Source organism: Shewanella sp. NFH-SH190041, assembly GCF_024363255.1.
Lineage (GTDB): Bacteria > Pseudomonadota > Gammaproteobacteria > Enterobacterales > Shewanellaceae > Shewanella.
In genome coordinates, this window is sequence record NZ_AP026070.1 from 3,023,532 (window position 1) to 3,042,001 (window position 18,470).

Consider the following 18,470-nt stretch of genomic DNA (forward strand, 5'->3'; position numbering starts at 1 on the left):
TGAAACCGCCGTCAAACGGCGGTTTCATATTTTCAGCTGCATAAAAATAGCGTTATCAGCCAATTTTGCCACTTACATCACTGAGAAACAGAAAAATACGCCATAAACCCGGCTTAATCTCCCAGTTTAATGTAAATATTCTTTAAGGGGTTGTAAGCGAAATGTTCATTTTATATACTGCGCGCAACTATATGACACGGCGGAAAAATTACCATGAATCCTGATATTTTTTCATACATTGTCGGTGGCTTTTTTTCAGTTATTATTCTGATGTGCCTGTGTATCGGCATTTATCTCGATAAAGAAAAAGAATCCAAATAAAACGGCTTCCTATTCCCGTAATTATGCCCGGCAGTATCGTCCTATTAGGCTAAAACCTGCCAATACAGAGCATAATGTCACTCCGGTAATACCTGACCGGTGGGCTCATCTTTTTTCATCGCTAACGACGCGATTTTCAACCTCTTCCGCCCCTCTCGATATCATACTTTTAACCTAGCAATACCCCGTTAGTTCAAATTAAAAAAAACTGTTTTTATTGCAAAAAATCTTCTTGGTAAATTAGAAAATCAGCCAGAAATGCACTAGATCATTTAACACTGGAAATTATCTTTCCCGCTCTTATTTGATTGATTTCTGTCTGGAGAATCTTACATGTTTGCTGCCCCGCATTCCCGTTCAGCAACAGCCCCACACATCGACCGCGTTACCGGTTTTACCCATAACATTATCTCGCATTCTAAGGGCATCCTACTGACTGTTTGTCTGAGCGCAGCAATCACCTTTGGGCTGGTGCCTCTTAGCCAGGCTTTTACCCTCTTGGCATCCAATAACCACCATCAGAGCGTGACCCGCAATGTCAGCTCACCATTACCCTCTCAACCAAGCGCTACGCAGATTAGTCAAACCCGTTATCAAAGCGCGATGAATATTTGGACTGAATGGCAAAAGCTTCAATATGCCACAGGACTGTTTGCCGCCACTTACCAGAGCGATTGGTTGACCCGAGCAATGCGGCAATTACAACAGATCCGTAAACGCTTGCAATTGCCACCTTGGCAATTAACCACTGGTCAACATAGTAACTTTCAACCCAGCAGCGGGCTAAGGCCCTATTTTGACAAAGCTTATGCTCAATTGGATCAATTGCTGGCACATGAAACCCGTCGCAGAGAAACTGCTTACAACCAATTGGCACAGCTAGAATTACGCCTGCAACAGGCACTGATGCAACTGGGGAATCAAGCTAGAGCCCGTAATGATATTGTCGCCTTGTTTTATACCTTCCAAGTGCAAGAAAGCATTATGGATCTACTGCTAGCCAGCCAAAATTATCAAGCGGCTCATCAAACAGATACGCTCACCAGCGCCAAAGAAGCATTAGATAATGTCCGTCCCCCACTACTGCGACTCCTCGCGGCGCAAATCGATCCTGCTGACATTCAGCAAATCAGTAAATTACGGCTGGATTTAGATCAATACCGTAATATCCTCACCCAGTTAGCCGATATTATTGAGCCCAGAACACAAGCACTGTTATCCCAATTACTCAGCGATAATGCAGCCCTAACCGCCAGACTAAATACTTACCTGACCCTGCATCGGCCTCTGTCACAACAAACTAATGCCAATACCAATACCAATACCAATACCAATACCAATAATAATGCCAACAACTCGCGTGCCGAAAGCCAAAACACCATAGCCAATGAGGCTACAGGCCCGGCACAGCAAGCTTCTCAGACTAAAAATGATAGCCCATCCCCAGCAATAACCCATTCACCATCAGAGTCTGTGATTGCCAAGGATAATGCCCCGAATCAAGAGACTCACCTTGAAGCGGATACGAAACCTAAGGCAGAAAATACTGCCAATATAAGCTCAAGCATCAATGCGGCGGCTAAAACCACAATGCCCGGCAAGATAATATCAGCCCCCCTTCCCCCTAGCGGCACAGATACGGAAATGGAAACGAAAACAGCTACAACAGCCACTCCCGCGACAAATGCCATAACTGACCCATCAAGCAGTTTTGATGCCGCAGCACTAAAGGCTCGCGTTAGCGCCCGAGTCGATACTGCTATCTCTCAGTTGAGTAGCAAACTAAGCCAACAAGAAAATAACCCACAGCCAGCGTTACTCAAACAGGCTTCAAGTCCATCACAGCAGACAGCCTCAGCACTGATGGCGGGGATAGACAATCCCAATACAGTATCCGCAACTGAGACTTCAGCGAGTATCGGACTCATGCACTTTTGGCCCAGAGCCCTGCTAGCAGTAATCGTCGCTACTGCACTGGCTATTTTGTTATTGCGCTGGCAACTCCGTCGCCGACTCGGCGCCGATTTAAACAATATTATGCGATATTGCCAGGCACTGGAGCAGGGGCTACCAACCGCGGCAACACCATCCTCGGCTAACCGGCCGACGGGATTGTACGGGCAGTTATTCATCTTAGGGCAAACCCTTACCCGAGAGCGGGCTCAGTTAAAAGCGACACAGGAAGGCATAACGACACTGCACCAGGCACTGTTACCGCTGCAGCAACAGCAACAAAAACAGGCTGAGAAAATGACAGAATCCATGAGACACAGTTGCAGCCTGGCCAATGAAGCTTTCTCCAGTGGAGATGAACTGGGAGGGCAACTGCAACAAGCAAAAACCGCTGTGATAGCGGCGCAACAGCAAATTCATACCGGAGAGCAAGCTTTACAACAGCAAAATCAATCCATTGCTGAGTTAGTGGCCCATATTGATAGTGTCTGTCAAACGGTCGCTAAAGTTGAGCAAGATACTGACAACATAGGTCATATTCTGCGGGTGATTGATGAAATCGCGGAGCAAACCAACCTGTTAGCACTCAACGCAGCCATTGAAGCTGCACGGGCTGGAGAGCAAGGTCGGGGGTTTGCCGTCGTCGCCGATGAAGTAAGAGCCCTTGCCAGTCGAACCCAGCAAAGTACCGTGGAAGTACAAAATTTGATCACGCAACTGCAAAGTCATGCCAAGCAATCTGTCGAGTTGATGGCTCAAGCGGGCAAAGATGCCAAACAGACCCGCCAAGGCACGGATGATACCCACAAGGCACTGCAGACCGTCACCCAAGCCATTACCCAGGTAAAAAACTTAAATTTAGCCCTCGCAGAGTCCGGCACCCAACAACTCAGTGGTTTAACTTCATTACAGCAGCACCTTAGCGCAGTTGAACAGCAGCAACGTCAGGTCACCAAAACCGCGGTTAGTTTAAGCCGCAAGTTGGGTAATATTAACCAGGCCGGAATGCTCTCTTAACATGATGACTAGGGCGTGTTGACGTTTCGAGTTTGTTTTTGCAGCGATTTGAGGCTTCTTTATACCAGGCAGAGGCTTTGATAGGTAGTTGCGCTACCTGATAAGCCGATAACGCAGTAGAAAGGAGCCTCAAACGCTGCCCGCAGGGTTCGGCTAAAAGCGTTTTACGCTTTGTTGAGCGGTTCTTGCTTAGAATAACTAGGCGACAAACCTCTCGCCGCGATTAAAACGCTTTTATCTCGAACAAAATTTAATCACGAAACGTCAACACGCCCTAGAACCTTTCTTGTTATGCCATCAAGAACATAAAAAAACCTCCCACGCGGCGCCAGCTACGGGGAGGTCATGATTGACGGTTATTAACCGTTACAGGCGGATCCCGCCATCCACTTCCAATACCCGGCCATTGATATAATCATTTTCTACCGCAAACATCACTGTCTTGGCCACTTCATCCGGTTTTCCCAGACGGCCAACCGGCACCATATTTTCCAACCGCGCCAGCGCTTCGGGCTTCATTGCCGCTGTCATGTCGGTTTCTATTACACCGGGCGCTACTGCCACACTGCGAATACCGTAGCGAGCCAATTCTTTCGCCCAGCCAACTGACATGGCAGCAACACCGGCTTTAGAAGCAGCATAATTGCTCTGCCCCATATTACCGGCCCGAGCCAAACTGGAGATATTCACGATAATGCCCGGCTGCGCTGATGCAATCATGGCAGCTGCGGCTTCACGGCCACAAAGGAAACTTCCGGTCAAATTCACATTGATCACCGCTTGGAACTGAGCCAGTGACATCCGCTCAGTCACCTGCCCCTCTTTCGCTTTTAACAGCATGCCATCGAGTAAAATACCGGCGTTATTGACCAGCACATTGACTTGACCAAAATCTTCTAAAATGTACTGAAAACCTGCCACTACATCTTCTTCATCAGTGATATCAAACGCATATCCCTGCACTTCGGTCTGTGGCGCGCTGGCGCCCAGATCGGCACAGGCACGCTCTAATTTATCCTGATCCACATCAATCAGTGCCAAACGGGCTCCTGCAGCGGCAAATTCCTGGGCCATCGCCAGTCCCAATCCACCGGCACCACCGGTAATGACAACAACCTTATCTTTCAATTCCATCCGCTACTCCTCAATCTCTGTTGGTAAAACTAGGCTACTCATCATTGGCGGGGGTAATAAATTGCTCAAAAATACTGGAAAAATCTCGCCGACCATTGCCGCTTTGTGTCAGGCCGCCTTTAGCATGGCTGACATACAAGCTACGCGCCAAGGCCCCCATAGGTGTACTCGAGTGGCTACGCAGTGCTGTTTCCATGGCCAACCCCAGATCTTTAATCATCAAATCCACCATAAACCCCCCCTGATAGCCGTGAGAAGATGGTACAGCGTCCATCACCCCGGGGCAGGGATTATATTTATTCAGCGTCCAATTGCCACCACTGCTGACTTTCATAATGTCAGATAATACCTTGGGATCCAGTCCATTATCGATTCCCATCGCCAACGCTTCACTGGTGCCAACCATCAGCACCGACAGCAGCATATTATTGCAGATTTTGGCAATTTGACCGGCACCCGTGGCGCCGGCATGGAAAATATTCCCGCCCATCTGTTGCAGATATGGCTGTGCTCGCGCAAAGCCATCGTCAGTGCCACCACAGATAAAGGTCAATGTGCCAGCACTCGCCCCGGCAGTACCTCCGGATACCGGCGCATCGATAAAGGTCAGACCTCGTTCTTGCGCAGCTGCCGCAACCGTGCGAGCACTATCAGCATCTATGGTAGAGCAATCAATCAGCAAAGTATCTTGGCCCACCACCGCCAACAGACCTTGCTCACCCGCGGCATCATTGCCTAAATAAAGCTGGCGAACATGTTGCCCCGCAGGCAGCATGGTGATAACAACATCCGCACCTGCTGCAGCGCCACAAGCAGTCGTTGCCTGCAAACCACCAAGGTCAGTTAGTGTCTGTAATGCCATCGGATTCAGATCATAACCTGTCACCGTCATACCGGCTTTAACCAGATTAGCCGCCATTGGGCCACCCATATTCCCCAAACCAATAAATGCAACTGTCGCCATCCCGGAGCTCCTTAATCCATCTTCCATCTAATTAGTGCATTGGTGCGAGGCTTTGTTGCCCGCGCCAAAGGCAAACTCACGCTGTCACTCAAGGTGTTATTAGGGTCTGTTGACCTTTCAAGTTTGTTTTTGCAGCAATTTGAGGATGCTTTATACAAGGCAGCGACTTTGATAGGTAGTTGTGCTACCTGATAAACCGATAACGCAGTAAAAAGGAGCCTCAAACGCTGCCCGCAGGGTTCGGCTAAAAGCGTTTTACACTTTGTTGAGCGGTTCTTGCTTAGCATAACTAGGCGACAAACCACTCGCCGCGATTAAAACGCTTTTATCTCGAACAAAATTCAATCACGAAACGTCAACAGACCCTAGCGGTTTACAACCGACTAAAGCGCCTTTAGTGGATGGCTGGCTTCATCCCAAGGCGAGGTCATCAGTCTATCCAGTAAGGATTGAGGCACGCGTTGTCCGCTAGCCACCTGCCATTGCGGCTGCTTGTCTTTATCCAGTAACAAGGCCCGTACCCCTTCACAAAAATCACCATGGGCGCAGCAGTTAACGCTCCACCCCAGCTCCTGACGAAAGCACTCTGCCAGTGACATTTCTGTGCCTAATTGCATCTGAGCGTAAATAAGGTGCCAACTTAAAGGGCTGCCGGTAAGGAAAGTTTCTCTGGCTCGCCCCAGCCAGCTTGCCTCATGTTCGGCCAGGCAAGTCTCATCCAAGGACGACAGACGGGCATGAATGTCAGCCAAGGATCCTGCCATCAGCTCATCAATACGCCCCTGATGGGTCTTAAGGCGGCTATCGTTAGCAATCTTGCCATCATAAAAACCATTGAGCGCCTGACTGAGCAAATCATGGTTGCGATTGGCATCATCCTGCCAGCACACTGCGGCTAAGGCATCCCACAAGGGCTCTTTGTTCTCTCGGTCGATGGCAAAATTGGCCAAGTCCACATACAGGGCATCGGCACCATTCATGTTATAACCGGTTAGCCCAAGGAACAGCCCAGTTTTGCCCGGCATACGGTTAAGGAAAAAACTGCCGCCAACATCCGGATACAAGCCTATCGTCACCTCAGGCATGGCAATACGGGAGCGCTGAGTGACCACTCTGTGGCTCGCTGCCGCCATCAAACCTAAGCCGCCCCCCATCACAATACCATCGCCCCATACCAACACAGGTTTACCTAAGGTATGGATCAGGTAATCCAGCTGATATTCTTCAGTAAAAAAGGTTTGAGCTTCAGGAGCTATCTGACCCGGTTTATCTCGGGATGCCTGCGTAATTGCCCGCACATCGCCACCGGCACAAAACGCTTTATCACCTGCACCATCAAGTACGACACAGGCTATTTCATCCTGCGTACGCCAAGCATCCAGCTGCAGCGTTAACAGCCGCACCATATCCAAGTTCAATGCATTGAGTGCTTGCTCTACATTAAGGGTGGCAATACCGATTTGCTTACCGCCTTCACACCCCAAGGTTTGAAATACGACTTTATCCATGATACCCCCTTATGCGTTTTTCCACTCTGGCTGACGCTTTTCCAAAAACGCATTAACCCCTTCAGCTTGATCTTCGGTATCAAACAGGCCGATAAAGAGTTCACGCTCCAGGGGCAGTGCTTGAGTTCGCGGCATAGCGCGACCGGCTTGGATCAGCTGCTTACACACAGCCATGCTAGATGGGCTTTGATTGGCCACTTTAGCTGCCAATTCAATGGCTGTTTCCAACGCCTCACCGGTTTCAACCACCTCTTCCACCAACCCGATACTGTGGGCCTTATCAGCTTTGATGCGTTCACCACACAGGATCATCCGCTTGGCCCAGCCTTCGCCAACCAGAGCCGTTAAATTCTGAGTCCCACCAGCACAGGGCAGCAGACCAACAGTCGCCTCAGGCAAGGCCATCTGCGCCTGAGATTCTGCAATACGGATATCACAGGCTAGCGCCACCTCTAACCCGCCCCCCATGGCATAACCATTAATTGCGGCAATAGAGACGCCTCGAAATGCACTTAGGGTTTCAAATGCTTCACCAAAGGCCATAGCCATGGTGGCCGCATTGCCTTTGTCACCATCGGCAAACAGCTTCAAATCTGCCCCAGCTGAGAAAAACTTCTCACCTTCTCCTGTCAACACTAAGGCGTAGATCTCCGGGTCTGCATCCAGCTCCAGAATCTTATTGCGCAGATGATATAACCCTGCTTGCGTCCAGGTATTGGCTGGCGGGTTACTGATAGTCAAAATTGCGGTATTGCCTTCGATGCGTTCAATCAGTTGAGTCATTATTACTTCCCTTTGAATTCATGGCTTGGCTTATTTAATCTCGCCCACATGCTCATCCAGCAGACGACGAGCGATAATCAGGCGCATAATCTCATTAGTGCCCTCCAAGATCTGGTGAACACGGACATCGCGGAAATGTCGCTCTAACGGATATTCGCGGATATAGCCGTAGCCACCGTGCAATTGCAGTGCAGCATCACAAACCTGAAAGCCCACATCGGTCGCAAAACGTTTGGCCATAGCACAATAAGCAGTCGCCTCGACATCACCGGAATCGAGCTTAAATGCCGCCAGTCGCACCATCTGCCGTGCAGCTACCAGCTCAGTAGCCATATCGGCCAATTTAAATTGCAATGCTTGGAATGCCGCTAACGGCTTACCAAACTGCTTGCGCTCCTGCATATAGGCTGTAGCTCTGTCCAGTGCCGCTTGTGCTGTACCCACAGAGCAGGTCGCAATATTAATACGTCCGCCATCTAAGCCTTTCATGGCAAATGTAAACCCTTGGCCTTCTTCCCTTAAAAGATTAGCGACAGGCACGCGCACAGCATCAAAGGTTACCAATCTGGTTGGTTGGGCATTCCAACCCATTTTATCTTCCGCTTTACCGTAAATAATGCCGGCGGTATCTGCTGGCACAGCAATGGCTGAGATCCCCTTCGGGCCGTCTCCACCGGTGCGGCACATCACCACCAGCATTTCGGTATCTCCGGCGCCGGAGATAAACATCTTAGCGCCGGAAATCACATACTCATCGCCTTCACGCACGGCTTTTGTCTGCAATGAGGCGGCATCACTGCCGGCCCCCGGCTCAGTCAAACAGTAAGATGCCAGCTTCTGACCTGTGGTCAGAGGCTCGCTCCACCCACTGCGCAAGGTTTCACTGCCCCAAGAGGTGATCATCCAGGTGGCCATATTGTGAATGGTCAGCATGGCTGTGGTGGCGGTACATCCGGCGGACAGTTCTTCAAAAATAATGGCAGCATCTAAGCGACTCAGCCCCATGCCCCCCTCGCTTTGCGGCGAGTACAAAGCGCAAAAGCCCAGTTCACCGGCTTTTTGAATAACATCTTTCGGGAAATGATGCTCTTCATCCCAGCGCGCTGCATGGGGCGCGAGCTCTTCGGTGGCGAACTGACGGGCCAGTTCGGCAAACTGACGTTGATCTTCGTTGAGATTGAAATCCATCTAACAACTCCTGTCGCTGATCGGTATTGGCCCGACTATTAAACGCCATGTTTCGCGCTTTAATGGCAGCGGATAGCATTAATGCCGGGCTCTTATTGTTCGGTTTATGGATGATATTCTGCTGTTAGCATTTACCTTTGATCATTGGGCGATAAATGACTCTCAGCCTGACGGGCAGTAGGTGCATTATTTCAAGGCAATGGTCATATTGGGGCCGGATGGAATATCGTCTTCAAACCAGCGGGCAGTAATGGTTTTGGTTTCAGTAAAGAAGCGTACCGCTTGCTTGCCATAGGCGTGTTGGTCGCCGTAGAAGCTCCCCTTCCAACCGGTAAATGAGAAAAATGGCAGTGGTACCGGGATAGGCACATTCACCCCTACCTGCCCCACTTCCACTTCGTGCTGATATTTGCGCGCCGCAGCGCCACTGGCGGTAAAGATAGAAGTCCCATTACCGTATGGGCTGGCATTCACCAGTTCGATGGCATCTTCCAGCGAATCTGACTCAACACAGCAAAGCACTGGGCCAAAGATCTCTTCCTTGTAGATGGTCATCTCAGGCGTCACCTTGGTGAACATGGTTGGGCCAACCCAGTTACCCGACTCATAACCTGCCAGCGTAAATTCTGAGCCATCCAGCAGGCACTCTGCCCCCTCTTCCTTACCCTTAGCGATAAGACTTAGCACCCGCTCTTTAGCCTGAGGGCTAATGAGTGGGCCGTAACCGGCCTCGTCGTCATCCCACAATCCAGGCCGCACTTTGGCCAGGCGCGCTTTTAACTCAGGGATCCACGCTTTGGCTTCGCCGACAAAAACCGCGACCGAGATCGCCATACAGCGCTGACCGGCAGCCCCCACAGACGCTCCGACCAGGTTATTGAGCACCTGATCCTTATTGGCATCGGGCATAATGACACTGTGGTTTTTGGCTCCCGCAAAGGCCTGCACCCGTTTAAGATGGTCGGTTCCTGTCTTATACACGTATTGGCCGACACCCACAGAGCCAACAAAAGAAATGGCCTTGATATCTGCATGGGTCAACAAAATATCTACCGCACTCTTATCGCCATGAACCAGCTGTAATACGCCCTTGGGAGCTCCGGCTTGTTCAAACAGTTCTGCTAAACGCAGCGGCGTCATTGGATCTTGCTCTGAAGGCTTCAATACGAAGGTGTTCCCGCAGGCAATTGCTAGCGGAAACATCCATAGCGGGATCATCGCGGGGAAATTAAAAGGGGTAATACCGGCACAAACACCCAGGGGTTGGGTGTAGCTGTAGGTATCAATTTTATGGGCCACATTTTCAACGGTTTCACCCATCAATAAAGATGCAATATTGCAGGCATGTTCAGCCACTTCAATGCCCCGCCAAACATCACCTTTGGCGTCTTCAAAGGTCTTGCCGGTCTCTTTGGCCAGAATTGTGGCCAACTCATCATGGTGTTCTTTTAGCAAATGCTGGTAACGCAACATAACCCGAGCACGCTCAGAAACCGGTGTTTCTTTCCAAGTTTGAAATGCCGCCTTGGCGCTGGAAATGGCTTGGTATACTTCCGCATCTGTCGCACAGTTAATTTGCGCAATTGGCTGATTATTGGCGGGATTGGTCACGATGATTTGTCGCTGGCCGCCGCCCGGGGTAAATTCACCATCAATATAATGTTTTATCAAAGTGGTCATCTTCACATCCTGTTGCATTAACCCTGTGATACGCACTATCAAGATCTGTGTGCTCGCTTAGCTGTCCGATGAGACAGCCTGCCCGGCATGCAATTGCGCCGGGCATCATGTCAGTGTTTATTGCACTTCAATCGCAATGGCGGTAGCTTCCCCGCCACCAATACATAGACTGGCAATACCTCGTTTTAGTCCTCGCCGACGCAGCGCATGCAGTAGTGTTACCAAAATCCGTGCCCCAGAGCAGCCGATGGGATGCCCTAACGCGCAAGCGCCACCATTGATATTCACCCGCGCCATATCCAGTCCCAGCTCTGAGACTGCCAACATGGTCACCATGGCAAAGGCTTCATTAATCTCATACAAATCCACATCATCTTTATGCCAACCTGTCTGCTCCAGTAGTTTAGTGATGGCACCCACCGGGGCGGTGGTGAATGTAGCGGGTGCTTGAGCGTGACCGGTCTGCCCCCGGATCACCGCTAGTACAGGCAATCCCAGAGCCTCGGCTTGGGCGCGACTAGTAAGCATCAAAGCCGCCGCGCCATCCGAAATAGAAGAAGAGTTAGCCGCAGTAATGGTGCCGTCTTTTGCAAAGGCGGGGCGCAAAGTAGGGATTTTATCAGGGCGAGCATTACCCGGTTGCTCGTCAATATCGACGACAATGTCGCCTTTGCGCGAGGCGATGGTGACAGGCACAATTTCATCATCAAAGGCACCTGAGGTAATCGCAGCATTGGCTTTTTCCAGCGATGACAGGGCAAAGGCATCCATCTGCTCCCGGGTCAGCTGATAATCATCTGCGGTCTGCTGGGCAAAAGTGCCCATGGCTGCGCCGGTGTAAGCATCTTCCAGCCCATCAAAAAACATATGATCCAAGGCTTTGCCATGTCCCATCCGCATGCCGCTGCGGGCTTTATCCAGCAGGTAAGGAGCTTGGCTCATACTCTCCATTCCCCCGGCGATCACCACCTTGGCACTCCCCGCCTTAATCAAATCACTGGCCATCATCACGGTTTTCATGCCAGAGCCACAGACTTTGTTGACCGTAGTGGCGGCAACTGACTCAGCCAATCCAGCGCCCAAGGCCACCTGGCGAGCCGGTGCCTGTTTCAGCCCGGCGGGTAAGACGCAGCCCATCAGCAATTCGTCGACCTGATCTGCAGCCAGCCCCGTATCCGCCAATAAAGTACTTACCGCTTTAGCCCCTAATTCAGGAGCAGGGACACTGGACAGACTGCCCTGAAAGCCTCCCATCGGCGTGCGTTTAGCTGCAACAATGACAATATCCTTTTCCCTGTTCATAACCACTCCTGTCTTTTGACCTGAACCGCCGACAACAGCGGTGAAGCACAGATTGTACAAAATACTAGCACTCTGACGTTTACGCTAACGTAAAGCAAGTGTTAATCACTTTGGTGTCAAACAAACATAAAAACATAAACGTCATGTTGTATTTACAATCTCAACTAAACACTGGCTCTCGCCGCCTATAGAGGCTGGCTACATCAGCATTTGCCATGTCATCAATGTTGGACAGATAAAAAATGACATATTACAAGGAGGAAGGATGCCATCGATAAAAGAGATAAAACGCGAGAAATCGCTACTCACAATAGCGCAGAGATCCTCTAACCCGTTGCAAAAACAAACTTGCAAAAGCAACAGACCCTAAGCGTTATTTCTTTATTCTCAATTATTTTTCGATTTGATACTGTGGTGTTTTCGCACCATACAGGTATGCCATGGATACGGTCAGCTGGAAAAAATTCACCCTGTTACGTTTTTTTATACTCTTTCTCCCCGCCATCATAGTGCCCCAGAGCCGGGCTGAAATAACCTCTCATCCCAGCCAAAAGGAGCTATCTTCACGCTCTCTTACCCAGACATTTTACTGTATCGCAACGCAGGAGCTTAAGCGGCAAAATATTCCCGGAGCGGCCTATACCATAGTCCAAGGCAAACATATTCTGGCACTAGAAACCTATGGTCACCTTGATATTAACCGTACGAAAAAAGTCACCCCACACACTATTTTCCGGCTGGCTTCTGTTTCTAAACCCTTTGCTGCAACCCTCACCCTGATGCAAGCCAATGCCGGAAAACTTAGTCTCAGCGACCCTATTAGCCAATACTTACCTCACTTTGCCTTAGCGCCGCCACACGCGGCCAATAAGATCCAGCTTCATCATCTGCTTAGCCATTCCAGTGGACTAATGCCCAATGCCTATGACAACCTGCTCAGTGAAAATTGGGATATGACTAAAATTACCCGGCGCTTTGCTAAACTCAGTCCAATTTGTCCGCCTGGGCAGTGCTATGGCTACCAAAATGTGCTTTACAGCATGCTGCAACCCGTATTAGAGCAGGTGCAATCCAAGCCCTACGATGAGTTATTACAAACGCAAATTTTTACCCCGTTAGCGATGACAGACGCCTCGGTTGGTTTCAACGCTTTTCAGCAAACCACCAATGCCGCACAACCTCATATTTTGCGTATTATTAACCCCGCTACAGCAAAGGTTGGGCGCACACAGCCACATTATGACTGGCGACGGGTACCGGTCCGGCATGATTTTTATCGTGTCGCCCCCGCCGCAGGCATTAACGCCAGTATTTCTGATATGGCAAAGTGGCTGATCGCAAACCTTGGTTATGCCCCTGAGATTTTATCGCCAACATTATTGACCCAGTTAACTCAGCCCAGAATTAGTACGGCAAAAGATTTACGGCGCAAATACTGGCGCCAGCATCTAACCGCTGCCGACTATGGTTATGGCTGGCGATTGTATCAATTTGAAGGAATTAAACTGGTGTATCACTCAGGTTGGGTCGCAGGATTTCGGGCCGATATCGCTTATGCTCCCGAGCTGGATCTCGGCTTTGCCATGTTGATCAATGCCGAATCAAATATCATCAATAAACTGTCTGCCAGCTTTTGGCAATTGGCCATCAATGTCAGTCAATCTCAAGGCGACGATCCACTTATTTCGGCATGTAGAGGCAGCCTAAAGCAATAATCACCCATGCATTGAAGTACGAAAGATAACGAGAGGGATGAACAGCTAAGGTAGAAATAAGCCTTTGGTATATTCCGCTCTGAATACAATGTGAATTGTATTTCCGTTGGGTGCCTCAAAGGGAAAATTGGCCAAACAATCGCTTAATTATCGCTCCCAAGGGGTCATACCTGCCATATTATTGAGATCATAAGGGGTCAGCTGGTAAACATAGTAATTAAGCCAATTACTGAATAACAAACTGCCATGCCCCAACCAGCGAGCAAGCACAGGATTTTGCGGATCATCACCACAGAAATAGTGCTGCGGTACCCGTGGCGCAAGCCCCGCTGCCAGATCCCGTTGGTATTCATCCCGCAGCGTGTATTTATGGTATTCAGGATGGCCGGTGACAAATAGCTGCCGGTTATCATGGGAAAGCACCAGATACGCCCCGACATCATCAGCGTGTGCTAATACCTGTAGCTGCGGATGAGTTTGCAGTACCGGCAAGGGAATTTCAGCAAAGCGGGAATGGGGAGCATAAAACTCATCATCAAATCCCCGCAGCAACGGGTGGGGTTGTTGCGCCCGGCGATGGGCAAATACTCCTGAGCGTTTTTGCGGCAAAATATTCCGCTCAAGGCCATACAAATGATAAAGCCCGGCATGGGCTGCCCAACAAAGAAACAAAGTCGAAGTCACATGGGTACGGGACCAATCAATAATGGTGCAGAATCTGTCCCAGAAACTGACTGACTCATACTCTATCTGCCCCAGCGGCGCCCCGGTAACAATCAAGCCATCGTAGTTATTATCCGCAATCTCAGCAAAATCACGGTAAAAGGTATTCATATGATCTGATGGGGTATGACGGGAGGCCTGATCATGGATACGCAGCAGTTCTACATCCACCTGCAGTGGCGTATTCCCCAATAGCCGCAATAACTGGGTTTCGGTTTCTATCTTATTGGGCATCAGATTGAGGATAAGCACCTTCATCGGGCGAATATCCTGATGAGCAGCACGGGTTTCTGACATCACAAAAATATTTTCTGATACCAATATCCCGGCGGCGGGAAGGTTGTCTGGGATCCTAACCGGCATAATACTGCGCCTCTCCTTGGTTGGGACGGCGCAGTATCCGTGATGGTTAGTGGCCGACCTTATTCAACAGTACCGACATTGGCTGGTTATTATCCAAATCAATGCGATATGACTGAGTATTGATAAACAGCAATTGGCCATCGAGCGTAATTTTCGCCCCCACGGCATAGGTGTGACCGGGGGCAAATTGATCCCGGTTAATCACAAACGAAAAAGGCGCAGGCGTACTAACATCATTGCGCTCAACTTCAGCTAATACCTCGGCTTTTGCATCCGCCCGGGATACATCCTTCACCTGTACCGTCAGCACAGCTTCCGGTGGTAGAGCAATCCGCTCGCGGTACCATGCTTCACCGTGAATTTCCACCGCGGCATCCTGGGTCGCGCAACCACTGATGACACCCACAGCCAGCAGCGGGGCTGTTAACACCTTCAACCACTTATTCATACTCTCTCCTAATCATACATAAAGACTTCTGGATGTCTACACGCCCGAGCAATCACTTGTTCTCGTCAGCAGATCCCCCTATGATAAGCAACTCCTAGATTGCCTGAAACCCTTATGACACAAGCAACTGCGATAATAATTGGTGCCAGCTCACAATTGAGCCGTGAAGTTGCCCTGCAACTGTCCCGGCAGCAGGTGGAACTGGCGCTGCTCAGCCCCCAACCCGAGATGCTGGCGGAATTTGCTGCATCATTGCCGGGTAAAGTTACTGTTCATGCCTTGGATATTTATCAGCCGCAACAAGCTATTAGCCAACTGGAACAGGTATGGCAAAGCTTAGGTGGAGCCCACCTGATATTGGTCAATACCGGGGTTAATCACTATGATCCTGCGCTGCCATGGCAACATGAAGATGAGATGATTGCGGTGAATGTGCGCGGCTTTGCCGCTATGTGCAATACCGCTTTCAGGCTGTTGCGGGAGCAAGGATATGGTCAATTGGGAGCCATCAACTCCATTGCGGGTCTGCGCGGCGGCGCCAGTGTCGCTTACCATGCCTCCAAAGCCTTTGCAGCAAATTATCTGCAAGGGCTGTCTATGCATGCCCAGCGGCTAAAACTGCCTATTACCATTACCGATATTCAACTGGGTATGTTAGACAAGGCAGCCATGCAGGGTGCCCGTATGTGGCTGGTGCCACTGCCGGAAGTGGCGCGACAAATCTTAACCGCCTTAGCCAAAGGTAAACGCCGAGTCTGCGTACCGAAGCGCTGGCGATTAATGGCTTGGCTGACCCGTCTGCTGCCCGAGTATATTTACAATACTCGGCGCTGGAAAAAGAAACAGCCTAAGCCAGAAAAATCGAAATAAGCCGCGCATAAATCGACTCTGAGTTGACTCAATAAGGCCACTGGCACAATTGCTGGCGGCCTTACCTTACCGGCTAAAACTGATAGCCAACACTGAACATATATACCCAAGGGTCAATTTCTGTCGCGACATTCACAGCTTGCCCACCAAGATTAAAACGGACATCAGTACTGATATCGGCATACCAGATTGACGTATTCAGTAGCCAGTCATTATTCAGCCGATAATCCAACCCCACCTGAGCTGCCCAGCCCCATGAATTAGACAAGCTTAAATCTGTCAATCCCATCTCTTTCGCCGCCGGGGTGAAATCATTATCAAAAAAGTTAGTGTAATTTATTCCCAAACCAATATAAGGACGCAGTGTCGTCTCGGCCTGACCAAAGTAATACTGTGCAACCAGAGTCGGCGGTAGGTGTTTCGTCTGGGCAATTTTACCCAGCGAACCTAAGGCAATATCGTGGCTAAAGGGGGTTGCAGCCAATAGTTCTAACGCCCAGTTATCTGTCAGCATATACCCCAAATTCAGCCCCAGTTGCACATTGTTATCAACGGAAAAGCGTGCAATATCAGCAACAACTGGGCTTGATTCGTTGGGTGCAACAACAGCAGCACCAGCCCGAAAAATAACATCACCGGCTTGGTGGGCCAGCACCTGACCACTACCAAGCAAGGTTAAGGTCAATAAGGCCATACGGGATGGGCGTAAATTGGGGGCAAACATAGGCTTTCTCCTTCAGCGTGACACAGGTGTTACTGCATCTTTAATTTCCTGTGACTACCCTGCCAAAGTTGTGGCGCTATCAGTTTGATCTACATCAGTAAAGCGGCGATATTTTATGCTGTTTTGGGCTTTAATCAGGTCGATTGTCAACGACTGACTCATCTGACAGCGGCCTTCAATTGAATATGTGCAACGGGATGTATAAAGCGAAATGTAGCAAGTAATAGGTTATTACTCGGTATGAAGAAAACAGTGTGTAGAACAGCCTGACCCCAGAGGCGCTTACCCAGCTCTTGGGACAAAAACTCTGCGGCCATAACACCGATATCGTAGCCAATAAAAAGCCCCCGATGTCAGCGGGGGCCTAGTTGCGGGTGCTTACTGACTGCCGGGCATCACAGGTTTCATTAGCACTTCCGTGGTGGTAATGCCGTTATTGATTACCGGATATCTATGATACGTCTGGAACAAGACTTGTCCTTTATAGGTGATCATGGCTACCACACCATAGTTGATGCTCGATTTGATGGTGTCTGCAGGCAAAATAAACTTAAACGGCACAGGCACCCGGGCCACTTCAAAGGTTTTCTGGGCAATAATGGCGCCTGGGGTATCTAAATCAATAATCGCGATATTAATCACCGCCCCCGGAGGCAGCGCCAAGCGCTCAAGGTATCCGGCCGCCCCGTTAACAATGACAGGTTTGGGGGGAACAACAGTGACACAGGCTGAAAGCCCCGCCAGCATTAGCAGCATCAATCCGGTGCGGAATAGTTTTACCCACATATTATTTTCCTTGCATTAAGCGCATCAAGCCTTCCTGGGTAGAAGAGGCTACCAGTTCTCCGGCCTGATTGAAAAAATGTCCGCGAACAAATCCCCGACCGCCCATCGCCGTTGGGCTATCAATGCTGTACAGCAGCCATTCATTGAAGTTTACCGGCCGGTGGAACCACATCGCATGATCTATGGTTGCCATGCGCATACCCGGGGTTAAGAACGAAACGCCATGGGGCTGAGCCGCCGTCACCAGGAAATTAAAATCCGATGCATAGGCCAGCAGATATTCATGGACACAGGTGTCAGCCGGTAACGTACCATTGACCCGCATCCACACATTACGCACCGGCGCTGCCGCCTCTGGCGCAACGGGATTTAGTGGCTCCACTAAACGCATTTCAATCGGGGCATCGGCAATAAACGCCTGCAAAATCCGGGGTGGGACTTTATCCCTAAGGGTCATCGCCACTTCCTGCTGATTTAGCAGTCCATCCGGGCCCGGTACCTTAGGCATAGGGATTTGATGATCCAACCCCACTTCTGGCAGTTGAAATGAGCAGGTCATATAAAAAATCGGCTGACCTTTCTGAATCGCTTTGACTCGGCGGGCACTGAAGCTGCCACCGTCTCGCATAATTTCCACATCGTATACAATCGGCAATTTTTCATCACCGGCACGCAGAAAATACGCATGAAAAGAGTGAACTTTACGTTCTGCCGGCACTGTTTTACGGGCGGCACTTAGCGCCTGTCCCATTACCTGCCCACCAAAAACATGGCCCAGTCCAATATCCTGGCTCTGACCGCGGAAAAGCCCCTGCTCTATCTGTTCCAGTGACAGCAGGGAGACCAAATCATTTAATACCTGACTCATGGGGTTCCAAATGTGTTAGCGCAGCACAGCGCATCAATCAATCAATCACGCCTGCTCCGTCACACATTGAAGAAACAGGCTGCCGCAGTCAGTATAACCGCAAGCTTTACACTTGGAATGGTC

The 18,470-nt window shown here is 50.0% G+C and carries 15 protein-coding genes; 3 read left to right on the plus strand and 12 right to left on the minus strand.

The features are described from left to right. The first annotated feature begins 654 nt into the window (after positions 1-654). On the plus strand, positions 655-3,291 hold the full coding sequence (locus NFHSH190041_RS19675) for a methyl-accepting chemotaxis protein (protein WP_315972943.1): 2,637 nt from the start codon (positions 655-657) through the stop codon (positions 3,289-3,291). A 366-nt stretch (positions 3,292-3,657) separates the two neighbouring features. Here the strand turns inward: NFHSH190041_RS19675 and NFHSH190041_RS13395 are convergent, their stop codons facing one another. From NFHSH190041_RS13395 to NFHSH190041_RS13430, 7 genes are all read right to left on the minus strand, one after another. Beyond that, a complete protein-coding gene (locus NFHSH190041_RS13395) occupies positions 3,658-4,425 on the minus strand; it encodes an SDR family oxidoreductase (RefSeq protein WP_261922298.1) in 768 nt (255 codons plus the stop codon). Positions 4,426-4,459: 34 nt separating this feature from the next. After that, entirely contained in the window at positions 4,460-5,389 is a 930-nt protein-coding gene (mmsB, locus tag NFHSH190041_RS13400; RefSeq protein WP_261922299.1) for a 3-hydroxyisobutyrate dehydrogenase, read from the minus strand. Positions 5,390-5,772: 383 nt separating this feature from the next. Beyond that, positions 5,773-6,897: an enoyl-CoA hydratase/isomerase family protein gene (locus NFHSH190041_RS13410; protein ID WP_261922300.1), complete on the minus strand. Its 1,125-nt coding sequence runs from the start codon at positions 6,895-6,897 to the stop codon at positions 5,773-5,775. A 9-nt stretch (positions 6,898-6,906) separates the two neighbouring features. Beyond that, positions 6,907-7,680, minus strand: a complete 774-nt coding sequence (locus tag NFHSH190041_RS13415) for an enoyl-CoA hydratase (RefSeq protein WP_261922301.1) — start codon at positions 7,678-7,680, stop codon at positions 6,907-6,909. A gap of 30 nt (positions 7,681-7,710) precedes the next feature. Next, a complete protein-coding gene (locus tag NFHSH190041_RS13420) occupies positions 7,711-8,868 on the minus strand; it encodes an acyl-CoA dehydrogenase family protein (protein ID WP_261922302.1) in 1,158 nt (385 codons plus the stop codon). Positions 8,869-9,054: 186 nt separating this feature from the next. After that, positions 9,055-10,548, minus strand: coding sequence for a CoA-acylating methylmalonate-semialdehyde dehydrogenase (locus tag NFHSH190041_RS13425; RefSeq protein WP_261922303.1), 1,494 nt, complete (start codon positions 10,546-10,548; stop codon positions 9,055-9,057). 117 nt (positions 10,549-10,665) lie between these two features. Further along, on the minus strand, positions 10,666-11,850 hold the full coding sequence (locus NFHSH190041_RS13430) for a thiolase family protein (RefSeq protein ID WP_261922304.1): 1,185 nt from the start codon (positions 11,848-11,850) through the stop codon (positions 10,666-10,668). A gap of 440 nt (positions 11,851-12,290) precedes the next feature. Between NFHSH190041_RS13430 and NFHSH190041_RS13435 the strand changes: the two genes are divergently transcribed. Next, positions 12,291-13,565 carry a serine hydrolase domain-containing protein gene (locus NFHSH190041_RS13435; protein ID WP_261922305.1) on the plus strand — a complete coding sequence of 425 codons (1,275 nt, stop codon included), beginning with the start codon at positions 12,291-12,293 and terminating at the stop codon, positions 13,563-13,565. A gap of 147 nt (positions 13,566-13,712) precedes the next feature. Here the strand turns inward: NFHSH190041_RS13435 and metA are convergent, their stop codons facing one another. Together metA and NFHSH190041_RS13445 are read right to left on the minus strand one after the other, a co-directional pair. Further along, positions 13,713-14,651, minus strand: coding sequence for a homoserine O-succinyltransferase (gene metA, locus NFHSH190041_RS13440; RefSeq protein ID WP_261922306.1), 939 nt, complete (start codon positions 14,649-14,651; stop codon positions 13,713-13,715). 46 nt (positions 14,652-14,697) lie between these two features. Beyond that, the gene (locus NFHSH190041_RS13445) at positions 14,698-15,099 is read right to left on the minus strand and encodes a YbaY family lipoprotein (protein WP_261922307.1); all 402 of its coding nucleotides are present in this window, start codon (positions 15,097-15,099) and stop codon (positions 14,698-14,700) included. A gap of 114 nt (positions 15,100-15,213) precedes the next feature. On the opposite strand from NFHSH190041_RS13445, the gene NFHSH190041_RS13450 reads away from it, so the two are divergent. Next, on the plus strand, positions 15,214-15,969 hold the full coding sequence (locus NFHSH190041_RS13450) for an SDR family NAD(P)-dependent oxidoreductase (protein WP_261922308.1): 756 nt from the start codon (positions 15,214-15,216) through the stop codon (positions 15,967-15,969). A gap of 73 nt (positions 15,970-16,042) precedes the next feature. Here the strand turns inward: NFHSH190041_RS13450 and ompW are convergent, their stop codons facing one another. The 3 genes from ompW to tesB form a co-directional block, all read right to left on the minus strand. After that, positions 16,043-16,693, minus strand: a complete 651-nt coding sequence (gene ompW / locus NFHSH190041_RS13455; RefSeq protein ID WP_410010832.1) for an outer membrane protein OmpW — start codon at positions 16,691-16,693, stop codon at positions 16,043-16,045. A 378-nt stretch (positions 16,694-17,071) separates the two neighbouring features. Beyond that, on the minus strand, positions 17,072-17,479 hold the full coding sequence (locus NFHSH190041_RS13460; RefSeq protein ID WP_261922309.1) for a YbaY family lipoprotein: 408 nt from the start codon (positions 17,477-17,479) through the stop codon (positions 17,072-17,074). Between the two features lies 1 nt (position 17,480). Then, complete coding sequence (gene tesB, locus NFHSH190041_RS13465) at positions 17,481-18,347, minus strand: acyl-CoA thioesterase II (protein ID WP_261922310.1); 867 nt, start codon at positions 18,345-18,347, stop codon at positions 17,481-17,483. Positions 18,348-18,470 lie beyond the last annotated feature (123 nt).

Bases quoted from the DNA above. Each gene is read 5' to 3' on its own strand.
- NFHSH190041_RS13430 (WP_261922304.1), bottom strand. From the start codon at position 11,850: ATGAACAGGGAAAAGGATATTGTCATTGTTGCAGCTAAACGCACGCCG.
- NFHSH190041_RS13395 (WP_261922298.1), bottom strand. From the start codon at position 4,425: ATGGAATTGAAAGATAAGGTTGTTGTCATTACCGGTGGTGCCGGTGGA.
- NFHSH190041_RS13425 (WP_261922303.1), bottom strand. From the start codon at position 10,548: ATGACCACTTTGATAAAACATTATATTGATGGTGAATTTACCCCGGGC.
- NFHSH190041_RS13410 (WP_261922300.1), bottom strand. From the start codon at position 6,897: ATGGATAAAGTCGTATTTCAAACCTTGGGGTGTGAAGGCGGTAAGCAA.
- NFHSH190041_RS13435 (WP_261922305.1), top strand. From the start codon at position 12,291: ATGGATACGGTCAGCTGGAAAAAATTCACCCTGTTACGTTTTTTTATA.
- NFHSH190041_RS13415 (WP_261922301.1), bottom strand. From the start codon at position 7,680: ATGACTCAACTGATTGAACGCATCGAAGGCAATACCGCAATTTTGACT.
- NFHSH190041_RS13445 (WP_261922307.1), bottom strand. From the start codon at position 15,099: ATGAATAAGTGGTTGAAGGTGTTAACAGCCCCGCTGCTGGCTGTGGGT.
- NFHSH190041_RS13460 (WP_261922309.1), bottom strand. From the start codon at position 17,479: ATGTGGGTAAAACTATTCCGCACCGGATTGATGCTGCTAATGCTGGCG.
- NFHSH190041_RS19675 (WP_315972943.1), top strand. From the start codon at position 655: ATGTTTGCTGCCCCGCATTCCCGTTCAGCAACAGCCCCACACATCGAC.
- mmsB (WP_261922299.1), bottom strand. From the start codon at position 5,389: ATGGCGACAGTTGCATTTATTGGTTTGGGGAATATGGGTGGCCCAATG.
- metA (WP_261922306.1), bottom strand. From the start codon at position 14,651: ATGCCGGTTAGGATCCCAGACAACCTTCCCGCCGCCGGGATATTGGTA.
- ompW (WP_410010832.1), bottom strand. From the start codon at position 16,693: ATGTTTGCCCCCAATTTACGCCCATCCCGTATGGCCTTATTGACCTTA.
- tesB (WP_261922310.1), bottom strand. From the start codon at position 18,347: ATGAGTCAGGTATTAAATGATTTGGTCTCCCTGCTGTCACTGGAACAG.
- NFHSH190041_RS13450 (WP_261922308.1), top strand. From the start codon at position 15,214: ATGACACAAGCAACTGCGATAATAATTGGTGCCAGCTCACAATTGAGC.
- NFHSH190041_RS13420 (WP_261922302.1), bottom strand. From the start codon at position 8,868: ATGGATTTCAATCTCAACGAAGATCAACGTCAGTTTGCCGAACTGGCC.